This window comes from Vibrio mediterranei, assembly GCF_013364395.1.
In the GTDB taxonomy this organism is placed as follows: Bacteria; Pseudomonadota; Gammaproteobacteria; order Enterobacterales; family Vibrionaceae; genus Vibrio; species Vibrio mediterranei.
In genome coordinates this window covers 1,987,234-1,998,361 of the sequence record NZ_JABXGK010000001.1, presented here as the reverse complement: position 1 = coordinate 1,998,361, position 11,128 = coordinate 1,987,234, and the positions used below count along the sequence as shown (strand labels likewise).

The window sequence follows — 11,128 nt, the reverse complement described above, 5'->3', positions numbered from 1 at the left end:
GGCGCCGAAAGTGCTCCAACCACTTAGAAAATTCAAGGAAATTGACAGAAATAAGATGCGAACTGGGATTGAAACTCTTATCCTACTAGGGATTTTTTGAGGAACTGAATATGATCATCAAACCAAGAATTCGTGGATTTATTTGTACTACTACTCACCCAGTAGGTTGTGAAGCAAACGTAAAAGAACAAATCGCTTATACCAAAGCTCAAGGACCAATTGCAAACGCGCCAAAGCGTGTACTTGTTGTTGGTTCTTCTAGTGGTTATGGCCTGTCTTCTCGTATCGCTGCGGCATTCGGTGGTGGTGCGGCGACAATCGGCGTATTTTTCGAAAAACCAGGTACAGAACGTAAGCCTGGTACAGCAGGTTTCTATAACTCTGCTGCTTTTGACAAGCTAGCAAAAGAAGAAGGCTTGTACTCGAAGAGCATCAACGGTGATGCTTTCTCTAACGAAGCAAAACAAAAAGTTATTGATTTAATCAAAGAAGATCTTGGTCAAATCGACATGGTGGTTTACTCATTGGCTTCTCCAGTACGTAAGCTTCCAGAAACGGGTGAGTTGATTCGTTCATCGCTAAAACCAATTGGTGAGACTTACACTTCTACAGCAGTAGACACAAACTCAGACACAATCATTGAAGCAAGTGTTGAGCCAGCGACAGAACAAGAGATTGAAGATACTGTTACTGTAATGGGCGGCCAAGATTGGGAGCTATGGATTAACGCGCTATCAGATGCTGGTGTACTTGCAGACGGTTGTAAGACGGTTGCGTATTCATACATTGGTACTGAGCTGACATGGCCTATCTATTGGGAAGGCGCACTAGGTAAAGCAAAAATGGACCTAGATCGTGCCGCTACCGAGCTTAACGATAAGTTGGCTAAAACTGGTGGTAGTGCCAATGTAGCGGTTCTTAAGTCTGTTGTGACTCAAGCAAGTTCGGCGATTCCTGTTATGCCTCTTTATATCGCAATGGTATTTAAGAAGATGCGTGAAGAGGGTATCCACGAAGGCTGTATGGAGCAGATCTTCCGTATGTTCTCTCAGCGTCTTTACAAAGCTGACGGTAGCGCTGCAGAGGTCGATGAAAAGAATCGTCTACGTCTAGATGACTGGGAACTGCGTGATGATATCCAGAAGCACTGTGCAGAACTTTGGCCACAAATCACAACTGAAAATCTGAAAGAGCTAACTGACTACGTTGAGTACAAAGAAGAGTTCTTGAAGCTATTTGGTTTCGGTGTTGACGGTGTGGACTATGATGCAGATGTATCACCACTTGTAGAGTTTGATGTTATCGACCTATAATTGAGACATTAGCTGATAATGAAAAGGGGCGCTTTATGCGCCCCTTTGCTATTTGCTGTATATAGAAATAACAGTTTTGATAGAACCGTTGCCCTAGAGCTTTCGTTATAAAAGACTAGGACAAAATGATAAGTATGGTACCTGCTAGTGTCATTAGTATATTAGCAATAGCATAGGTGCCCGCATAACCAAGTGCCGGTATAGTTGAACGTGCGTGTTCATTAACAACATCCATAGCCGGTGCGCAAGTTCGTGCACCCACAATCGCACCTATCAACAACGCCCGGTTCATTTTCAGAATGTACGCTCCAACAAGGTAAGCTAAAACAACAGGCACAACGCTAACTAAGAAAGCTATCGCTATGACCTGAGGACCGACTTGAGTTAAGTGCTCAAACATCTTGCCGCCTGCACTCAAGCCAATACCAACCATAAAGAACATCAAGCCAAGATCTTTGACCATGTTCAAGGCTCCCTGAGGAACATAACCAAAAGTAGGGTGGTTGGCTCTTAAGAAACCGAGCGTGATCCCTGCAAGCAAAAGACCTACAGCGTTACCTAGACCAAACGAAACTTGTCCAAAAGTCATGGTAATCAAACCAAACATAATGCCAAGAATAAAGAAGCTACAAAACGCGAGCAGGTCGGCCATTTGACTGTGGATCGAAATGAAACCAATTTTCTCTGCAAGGCCATGTACACGACTCTTTTCACCACTGACTTGAAGAATATCCCCTTTTGCCAGCACGATATTGGCGTCCATTGGCATTTCAATTTGCGCTCGAACGACTCGGTTGAGGAAACAGCCATACTCGGAAAGGTTTAGGCTCGATAAGCTCTTTCCTGCAATGTTGTCACTTTTTACTACGATCTCTTCTTCAACGATTCGCAGGTCGAGCAAGTTGCGGTCGAATACTTCTTTACCGTTGCGGAAGCTTGGGTCTAGACGAGCGTGACTATCAGGGAAGCCAACCAAGGCAATCTCATCGCCTTCTTGTAAAATAGCATCGCCATCTGGGTGCGCCAAGATGCCATTGCGGCGAATTCGCTCGATATAACAGCCTGTTTGGCGATAAATACCAAGCTCTCTCAAGTTTTTCCCGTCCGTCCAGTCGATTAGCTCTTGTCCGACACGGTAAGCACGAATAATAGGCAGATAGACTTTTCTCTGGCCTGAGCCGCCCAACCCTCGTTCTTGCGCGATTTGCTGTGCAGAGTCATGCAGGTTTTGCTTTTGCAACTTAGGCAGTAACTTGGCAAGCATGATCATACTGATAAGGCCGATCAGGTAAGCCATTGCATAACCTACAGAAAGGTTCTCTATGACCAAAGAGAAGTCCATTCCACGCGGAATCGTCGCAAGCCCTGAATTTAAGGCGTCTTGAGCACCTACTAACACTGGTGTAGCGGTCAAAGCACCGGCCATCACACCCGCGGAAAGACCGTAATCAAGTCCCAAGTAGTGGCTAGCAAAATAGGTCACTGTCAATGCGGTGACCAACACAACAAGACTGAGAATTAAATAATGTTTTCCGTCACGGAAAAAGATGCCAAAGAAGTTGGGACCAGCTTCAATACCCACACAGTAGATAAATAGCATAAAGCCGATGGTTAAGGCTTCCGCATTAAAACTGAAACCTAAATGTCCCATGACGAGAGAGGCAATTAAAACACCAATAGAGTTGCCGAGTTGAAGATTACCAAAGCGAATTTTGCCAAAAGCAAGGCCAATCGCTAAAGCGACAAAGATGAGAAGAATCGGGTTTTGATCTAGCAAATTTACTACGTCGATATTCACTGTATGTAGCTGCTCGAAGAGGCTTAAGTTGAGATTAATAAAGTGTGGCGATTGTAGCCGAAATAATCAAAAAGATAAGTGATTTTTTTTATGTTTTACTATTAGATTACGTATTTCTATCCTAATCCAGACAAAGCCTGACAATCGATGACAGTCTTGATGAAAACGGATGCAGCTCGCAAATAAAAAAGCCAGCTTATATCAGCTGGCTATTGAGACTCTTTTTTCAACTATACTATTGATAGTGCAGACGATTATTCGTCAAAAAGGCCAAGATTTTCTTTAGCGTAGGCTTCGAATTCAGTACAGCCGCCAATGTGCTCTTGGTCAATGAAGATTTGAGGTACTGTTTCAACAGGTTTACCTACAGTTTTCTCTAAATCTGCTTTTGAGATACCTTCTGCATGGATATCAACGTAACGGTAGTTAAAATCGTCACGTTTTTCTTTTAGCTTTTCAGCGTGCTCTTTTGCACGAACACAGAATGGACAACCAGGGCGACCAAAAATCACTACGAACATTGACTTTCTCCTTGAAGATTAAACTTTTTCTGAGCATCTAAAGAGACCAAGTCTCAGCTCTTTCATATTGTTGGAAACCACTATGCCTCAAGATGAAAAGGAAATAAAGTGGCAAATCCCACTTGCTCTAATAGGTGAAAACTATCAGAGCATAATTTACTCAGTTAGATGCAAAGTTGAACATAACGGAGTGTGATTTATGGCAAAGTTGTCGATATAAAATAGAGCAAAAACTAAGTAGCTTGGTTTAAATCAAGTTTTTGCAGCAAAGGAAACTGCATGCTTATCGAAGCTTTTCTTTTCTATGTTTGCACTACCAATAAGACTCACACTTAGAGTATTTGTATTGCTAGTTTCATAGGCAATGGTTTGATTAGTGAGTCGAATGGTATACCTAAAGGATATTGGTATGTTTCAGTTCATGACGTCTAGTCGTATTATCTTCGGAGAGGGCGCGCTTCAATCTTCCCTCTCAATCATCAATCAGTTTGGATACAGTGTGTTGCTGGTAACAGGGCAGGAGCGTCAAAGAGCCGACCCTGTGATTCATTATCTTCACAGCCAAAACATGCGTTATCAGCATGTCGCCATTCGTGGCGAGCCTAACATTACCATGGTCGAGGAAACGGCGATCATGGGTAGGCGTTTTAAGCCTGACATGGTGGTTGCTATTGGTGGTGGCAGTGTTTTAGATATGGGTAAGGCACTTGCTGCGATCATTCCCAATCAGGGTGATGTCTACGACTATGTTGAAGTTGTGGGTCGAAATGTGCCATTAAAAACCAAACCTATTCCCATGATCGCAATTCCAACTACAGCCAGTACCGGAGCTGAAGTGACCAAAAATGCGGTACTTAAATCTGGACAAGATAAGGTTAAAGTGAGTTTACGGAATCCGGATATGTTGCCTGATGTGGCGATTGTCGACCCTGTTCTAACCTACGGTACCGATGCTTACACTTCGGGGCGGGGTGCAATGGATGCATTTACTCACTTAATGGAAGCGTACGTTTGTGGTGAACCCAACCCATTGACTGATATGGTTTGTGAAGAAGGTTTGAGACGCCTCAGTTATTCCATTATCTCAGGTTGCAAACAAGATAATCCCAAATCACGTGCGGATCTGTCCTTTGCCGCGATGCTCGGCGGGATGGCGATAACTAATGCCAAATTGGGGGCTGCTCATGGCCTTGCCTCAGCGCTTGGTGGCAAAATTACCGCGCCACATAGCGTGATTACCGCACGACTTGCTCCACATGTTATGACCGAGAACATTAAAGCAGCGAAAAGAGCAGGACGCAGTGACGTGTTGAATCGATACCGTAATATGGCGCAAATTCTTACTGGACGAACCAATGCCAGTATTGAAGACAGCGTGCTTTGGGTGAATATGATACTCGAAAGGCTTGAACTGCCGCTACTATCGGAGTTTGGCGTTTGTAATACGTCTTTCGAGCAGGTTGCTGCTGATGCAATGAAGTCAGTAGCTATTAAAGGCAACCCTATACCATTAACTGAAGACAGACTTATTTTTATTCTGAATCAAGTGTGTCAATGTCAGTGCGATGGTCATCCGCAAACCCATGAGGACTCAAACCAAGTAGAGATTCGCAATAATCCAGTCGAGACAGATTAACGAGCAATAAAAAAGAGGCCATTGGCCTCTTTTTTTAACGGATTTTCTATGACTAGTAGTTAGGCATTTTGTTGTAGCGAGAATCTTTTAATGCTTCTTTCACGCGTTTTAGGTTGTCTCTGAAGCCAGAGCCACGACGCAATGTAAAGCCTGTCGCTAAGACATCGATGATGGTCATCTGTACCACACGGCTAGCCATCGGCATGTAAACGTCAGTGTCTTCTGGTACGTCAACAGTAATAGATAGTGAACTGGCCTTATCTAACGGCGAGTCTTTCGCGGTAACGGCAATAACTGTTGCACCGTTCTCCCTAGCAAGGTGAGCAATTTCAACTTGGCTCTTAGTACGACCTGTGTGAGAAATCAGTACGATAACATCGTTGTCTGAACAGTTGATGCAGCTCATACGTTGCATTACTACGTCTTCGTAACAAGAGATCGGAATGTTGAAACGGATAAACTTGTTTTGAGCATCTCGAGCAACCGATGAGGAAGCACCTAGACCAAAGAAAGAGATTCGCTTTGCTTGAGTCAGCAAGTCAACCGCACGATTGATTTGCATCGGGTCTAGGCTGTTCTTAGCAACGTCCAAGCATGCCATTGTCGACTCAAAAATCTTGTGAGTATAGGCATCCGGACCGTCGTCTTCTTCGACGTTACGGTTCACATAAGGTGTACCATTCGCCAAACTTTGTGCGAGGTGCAGTTTAAAGTCTGGGAAACCTTTGGTGTCTAAACGACGGCAGAAGCGGTTAACAGTTGGCTCACTAACATCCGCCATCTTAGCGAGTGTCGCGATACTTGAGTGTATGGCAGTCTGGGGGGATGCCATAATAACTTCAGCAACCTTACGTTCAGATTTGCTGAAGTTCTCTAAATTTTTTTGGACTTTCTCTAGTGTATTCATAGTGTTCACAGGGTAAAGAGAACAACTTGCTGGCGATTCTATTAGTGAAGAGCAAAAAGTAATTTCGCAAATCTCAATCTAACATTGAGTTCTTATAGTACGTTAGAAATACGCCAACTCCATGTCCTCAGTATAAACGAAGCAGCATACGAGCTGTAATAAAAGCTCACATGAAATCTTTAGAATATGACAGGCATCAAACAAAAAAATGGAAGAAAAAAACAATTGAAGAAAAAACAGCCAGAAATCGCCAGTTTCTAGCTCGTTTTTACCGTATTACTCCCACAAAACAGAAAGAAATTTTCATAACTGCGAGAATGAAATTGATTTCACTTTTAGTCTTTTGTACGAAGGATCTCGTGAGAGACTTGATCAAGTCTTGCCATTAAGTTAGGCACCGTTTTAGCAATATCTCTTTGTTCTTCAAGTACTGAACTTAACACATCCGTTGTAGTTAAAGGGTTGGCTAGTACTACTCTAAACACAATAGTGTCGCGCAGTGTCCATTGAATTGGATTAAGTTGTGTGCGAGATACAAAGGAGAGCCCAGTTTCTCGCTGTTTTTTCTGAATGACTTTGGTCAGTTCATTTAGCAAGTTATGGATCTCGGTTGTCTGCTCGGTTGAAGCACTAGCCAGTGCATTACGGACATATTTTGGAACGTAGCGATAGGTCAGGAGACACAATTCTGGTTCGCTTACGAGCTCGAAATCGTCTTGTTGTTTAATGAGGTCAGCAAAGTAACGAGCTTTCTCTATGCTTTGATTGATCAACAGCTCATAACCTGGACGGCTAATTATATGCATTGCGGCATACACGAGCATTGCCATGCCTGAGCGTGAACCTTCTAGAGTGTGACTGCCCAAGTCTTTCGACCCTTTACGCAAAATATACTGAGCGTGGTGTTCGATGCTCTTCATGGCATCTGGTTGCTTGAACAACACCATACCCGCACCCATAGGGATATAAAGCTGCTTATGCGCATCAATTGTCACTGAATCCGCCAGTTCCACACCATCTAGTAGATAGCGATATTTAGCCGACATCAAAGTAGCGCCGCCCCATGCCGCATCAACGTGAAAGTGACAAGACTCTTGTTGGCAGATTTGAGCGATTTCTCTTAATGGATCAACGTTACCTGTTTCGGTTGTCCCGGCAACGCCAATGACCGCAAAAGGTTTGATCTTATCTTCTTTGAGCTGAGCAAATTTGGCTTTTAGATCTTCAGGGCAGATTCGGTTAGAACTATCCGTTTTAACTGCGACCAGACCTTGTTGACCAATTCCAAGGACGTCGGCAGCTTTTTTTAGAGAATAATGCCCACGTTCAGAGACAAGCACGGCTAGACCTTCATAACCGTAATGCTTCATTGCCTTAAACAACCCTTCTTTTTCCACGCCAAGGAAATCACCTTGCGCTTTTAAAGCGTTGTTGCGTGCCACCCAAAGTGCGGTGATATTGGCAATGGTGCCTCCCGAGCAAAATGCACCAAGAGAATGGTTAGCACTGTGCATCCATCGACTATAGAAAGGGTCGGACTCACCATAAATCAGTTTATGGAGCATACCCAGAACTTGGCGTTCTAGAGGCGTAAATGCTTTGGAGGTTTCAATCTTTACCAAGTTCTGATTTAGCGCGATCATAATTTTCGACAACGGCATCAAGAAATAAGGCAAGGCCGAGGTCATATGACCAATAAAACTTGGTGAAGAGGTGTGTACCGAGTGCGATACGAGCGTATCAAGAAGGTGTTCAGTATGGTCCGAAACAAACGCTGGTTGTTCTGGAATAACAGCACTAGAAAAGTCCTTTTCAATTTCATGTAAAGGCTTTTCTTCTGCCACTATATGTTCGCGCAAAAACTGGTTTAAGTTCTTGGACAATCCTTCTTCGATTTGGGTCAGAGTTGAATCTGGTCCTTCAGGGATAGTGAAGATTCGAAGAAGGCTTTCGAAGCTGACATCAGCAATTTTCTGCTCAGATACCATACCGTGATCTACTATTATTCCGTTACTGCAAGCGGCACAATCTAAACCAATTAGCGGTGAAAGTCTCGCAAAAATTGGAATGGGAACTTAATTTTCATGGGGTTGCGTGCGAAGCATTGTGTGAATGGTCAAATAAAATGCAAAAAGCTGGCAGTTTGCCAGCTTTTTAAATGTCGTTAATCCACTATTTACACTCGGTTTTTTCTACCTTCTGGATAGCCGAGTTGTATTTATTAAGTGCGGTGTCGATCTTCTTTGGGTGGCTGAGTAAATCAGCAAATGCGCTACGCAGATCGTAGTTCTGTTCATGAGGTTTAGCTTGACGATCAGCGAAGCTCTTAGCAGCAGCTTTACCTAACATATCATTACGCTGTGCTAGCGCTTTTACATCTTGTTGTTCTAGTTGTAGCCAACTTTCGATAGAGCGCTCAGTTGCTACTTTGGTTGGTTCGTTCTTTAAGTAGTAATGAACGGCCTCGCGATTAAGTTCAAAATGGTTTTTACGACCATCTAGAAACCATTGTCCAACGCTTTCAAGTTCTGGATATTGCTGGGTCGTTAATTGAACGAGATCATCATACCATTGGATAGATGCATCGATATAAGCATCGTATTTCTTCTCTAAGCATTGCGTGTCAGCTGAAAATGAGGAAAAAGAAGTTCCGACGAGCATTGCTGCGATAAGCCATTTTTTCATTATATTGTCCTTTGAATTGGGCTAACTAAATTATTAATACGTCTTTATTGTTGTTTTGATAGCGAAGCATATCTGAAAAATCGCTGTTTTCCTGCGATCTAACCAGCAAGTGATACAAAAAATAACATCATCACTGGTACCAATAGACTCAAAATAAAACCACTAACGATGGCGACTGGGACGCATCTTACGCCACCAGTGCTTTGAATGACGGGTAGGGTAAAGTCCATCGCAGTTGCTCCTGCATAACCTATGGCGGTACAGGGTTTTCTGGTGATTAACAATGGGATAAAGACAAGTGCAACCAGCTCTCTTAACAGTTCAATCATAAAAGATGCGCCACCGTAAACTGGTCCAAATGCATCGCCCATTAGAATTCCTGCTAGTGAATACCACCCAAATCCTGACGCCATAGCAAGACCTTTGTAGACAGAGATATCAAGTACCATTGCAGCAATTGCACCACCTATGAGAGAACTCACGACAATAATGAGTGCGATCGCCATGCCTTGCTTATTTACCAGAATCTGTTTTAGCGTGAGTCCGCTGTTTCTTAATTGAATACCGATAAAAAATAGTAGAGCGAGCAGAATCCACTCACTGGCAGTTTCTACCCAGCCTAAACCTATTGGCAACAATAGGCCGGCTACTAGGCCTGAACCGACCACTAATATAAGCTTTAGTGATTCTAACGCCATGGCTGAAAGGGGTAGGTTACTTGTCAGATTTTCGGTCTTTAGTGGCAGAATACGGTCGACCAGGGGTAAAGACAGCAAATTGCAGGCACCGATTGACACAAAGAACACCAATGTCATGGTAACAATGGTCTTGAGGTTGCTTCCGAAGTTATCTAATGCGGCTAGGCTCAGTCCCATTAGGAACAAGATGATGTAAATCAGCCATGAGGTCGCTTTATTTAACGTCTCAAGCAATGATTTATTATTAATAGAAAAAAAATAACCGATGACTAGCGGCGTAAAAATATACAGCATCCCTGAAAACATTGACGCGACGATCCTTCGTTATTATTAGCGTATGCGGTATTGTGAGAGGTTTACTTCACAAAAACAAGAGTGAGATAGGAGATTGCTCTCCTACATTCCTGCTGAGCGGATAATTTCTGATGTCTTGGTTTTGAATTCCTGATCAGACATCGTCGTTAACTTATACAGCACTTCTGCGCCATCTACGTTTATTTCAACTTCATGTTCTTCTAATGCTTCGTGATCTTGCTTTCGATACAACAACACGTGATTGGCGATTCGTGCTATATCGAGATAAGACACTTCCGGTCGCTCTAGAGACTTAGGTTGATTCGACGCCACTTCGATAAAGTCATTGTCGAAGCCCCAAGTTTTTAATACTTGCTCACTGGTGATAGGGCATCGCGAGTGGAATATTTGCATCGCGAGGTTGGAGTCAAGGTAGTTGCCTTTCTCTAAATAGAGGTGATACTCGTTGACTAGGCAGAACAGTCCAATGTCTGCTAGGAAGCCAACAAGTAACGCTTTTTCTTGCTCAAGATATTGATAGGTTGTCGGCGCTTGATCTTGGAAAGCTTGGGTGACCATCACCATGGTCGCAGCGAGCTCTCTTGATACTGCTGCACTTTGTACCAAAACATCCTTACATTCCTCAGTCAGATTGACGGAGTGCTTAAGAAGTTCTATTGATTGGGCAGTCACAATATCTCTGACACGAAGGATACCTAAGCGAGAGACTGCGGTATTAAGGTCCTTACAGGTCACATTGCCACGATTAAAGATGACAGAGTTGGCGACTTTGAGCACGATGGCTGCTAGTCCAGGATCTTCTAATAGGCAATTTGCGATGTCCGAAATCCCGGTGGACTCTAAGGAGCACAGTTTTTGAATCTTGAGAACAACTTCGGAAATTGGAGGAAGAGATATTTTTCCGGTATTAATTGATTGTTCTACGAGCTCAGCAAATTCGGTTTCTAAGCTCTCTATAAATAATTGTTGGTTGTCTGGTAGCCAGTAAAAAGATAAGTGGTTCATAAGATTTCGACAGCTGGAGATAGAAGGTCAGTTTACCTGTCAGGCTTTACAATTGACAATAACCTAAATGCCAAAATGTAGTCTTAGGTCAATTGTTTGACGTTTGAAACACCATTCAATTAGAAAATTGTTAATGAAATCGGTTGTATAATAGGAATCATGTGAAGTGACTCGCAAAGCTTTTGCTTTTAAGTCGCACATTTGTGACGTTGAGCCAGACTTATTTTGCATTGTGAACTATTATAATTAC

At 43.1% G+C, this 11,128-nt stretch carries 9 protein-coding genes; 2 read left to right on the top strand and 7 right to left on the bottom strand.

The genetic code is table 11. The features are described from left to right. Positions 1–110: 110 nt before the first annotated feature. A complete protein-coding gene (gene fabV / locus HOP38_RS09370) occupies positions 111–1,313 on the top strand; it encodes an enoyl-ACP reductase FabV (RefSeq protein WP_006074739.1) in 1,203 nt (400 codons plus the stop codon). Positions 1,314–1,428: 115 nt separating this feature from the next. Here fabV and HOP38_RS09365 read toward each other — a convergent pair whose 3' ends face one another. Both HOP38_RS09365 and HOP38_RS09360 read right to left on the bottom strand, forming a co-directional pair. Then, entirely contained in the window at positions 1,429–3,111 is a 1,683-nt protein-coding gene (locus HOP38_RS09365) for an aspartate:alanine antiporter (protein ID WP_006074738.1), read from the bottom strand. A 254-nt stretch (positions 3,112–3,365) separates the two neighbouring features. Further along, positions 3,366–3,632 (bottom strand): GrxA family glutaredoxin, encoded by a 267-nt coding sequence (locus tag HOP38_RS09360; RefSeq protein WP_006074737.1) that lies wholly within the window; start codon positions 3,630–3,632, stop codon positions 3,366–3,368. A 409-nt stretch (positions 3,633–4,041) separates the two neighbouring features. Between HOP38_RS09360 and HOP38_RS09355 the strand changes: the two genes are divergently transcribed. Continuing rightward, positions 4,042–5,268, top strand: a complete 1,227-nt coding sequence (locus tag HOP38_RS09355; protein ID WP_006074736.1) for an iron-containing alcohol dehydrogenase — start codon at positions 4,042–4,044, stop codon at positions 5,266–5,268. 52 nt (positions 5,269–5,320) lie between these two features. Here the strand turns inward: HOP38_RS09355 and HOP38_RS09350 are convergent, their stop codons facing one another. From HOP38_RS09350 to HOP38_RS09330, 5 genes are all read right to left on the bottom strand, one after another. After that, positions 5,321–6,175: a MurR/RpiR family transcriptional regulator gene (locus HOP38_RS09350; protein ID WP_006074735.1), complete on the bottom strand. Its 855-nt coding sequence runs from the start codon at positions 6,173–6,175 to the stop codon at positions 5,321–5,323. Positions 6,176–6,510: 335 nt separating this feature from the next. Beyond that, positions 6,511–8,163: a pyridoxal-dependent aspartate 1-decarboxylase PanP gene (gene panP, locus HOP38_RS09345; RefSeq protein WP_198557925.1), complete on the bottom strand. Its 1,653-nt coding sequence runs from the start codon at positions 8,161–8,163 to the stop codon at positions 6,511–6,513. Between the two features lie 184 nt (positions 8,164–8,347). Next, complete coding sequence (locus HOP38_RS09340) at positions 8,348–8,860, bottom strand: hypothetical protein (protein WP_006074733.1); 513 nt, start codon at positions 8,858–8,860, stop codon at positions 8,348–8,350. Positions 8,861–8,958: 98 nt separating this feature from the next. Beyond that, a complete protein-coding gene (locus HOP38_RS09335; RefSeq protein WP_006074732.1) occupies positions 8,959–9,864 on the bottom strand; it encodes a LysO family transporter in 906 nt (301 codons plus the stop codon). Between the two features lie 90 nt (positions 9,865–9,954). Next, on the bottom strand, positions 9,955–10,878 hold the full coding sequence (locus tag HOP38_RS09330; RefSeq protein WP_006074731.1) for an HDOD domain-containing protein: 924 nt from the start codon (positions 10,876–10,878) through the stop codon (positions 9,955–9,957). Positions 10,879–11,128 lie beyond the last annotated feature (250 nt).

Bases quoted from the DNA above. Each gene is read 5' to 3' on its own strand.
- HOP38_RS09360 (WP_006074737.1), bottom strand. From the start codon at position 3,632: ATGTTCGTAGTGATTTTTGGTCGCCCTGGTTGTCCATTCTGTGTTCGT.
- panP (WP_198557925.1), bottom strand. From the start codon at position 8,163: ATGGTATCTGAGCAGAAAATTGCTGATGTCAGCTTCGAAAGCCTTCTT.
- fabV (WP_006074739.1), top strand. From the start codon at position 111: ATGATCATCAAACCAAGAATTCGTGGATTTATTTGTACTACTACTCAC.
- HOP38_RS09330 (WP_006074731.1), bottom strand. From the start codon at position 10,878: ATGAACCACTTATCTTTTTACTGGCTACCAGACAACCAACAATTATTT.
- HOP38_RS09335 (WP_006074732.1), bottom strand. From the start codon at position 9,864: ATGTTTTCAGGGATGCTGTATATTTTTACGCCGCTAGTCATCGGTTAT.
- HOP38_RS09340 (WP_006074733.1), bottom strand. From the start codon at position 8,860: ATGAAAAAATGGCTTATCGCAGCAATGCTCGTCGGAACTTCTTTTTCC.
- HOP38_RS09355 (WP_006074736.1), top strand. From the start codon at position 4,042: ATGTTTCAGTTCATGACGTCTAGTCGTATTATCTTCGGAGAGGGCGCG.
- HOP38_RS09350 (WP_006074735.1), bottom strand. From the start codon at position 6,175: ATGAATACACTAGAGAAAGTCCAAAAAAATTTAGAGAACTTCAGCAAA.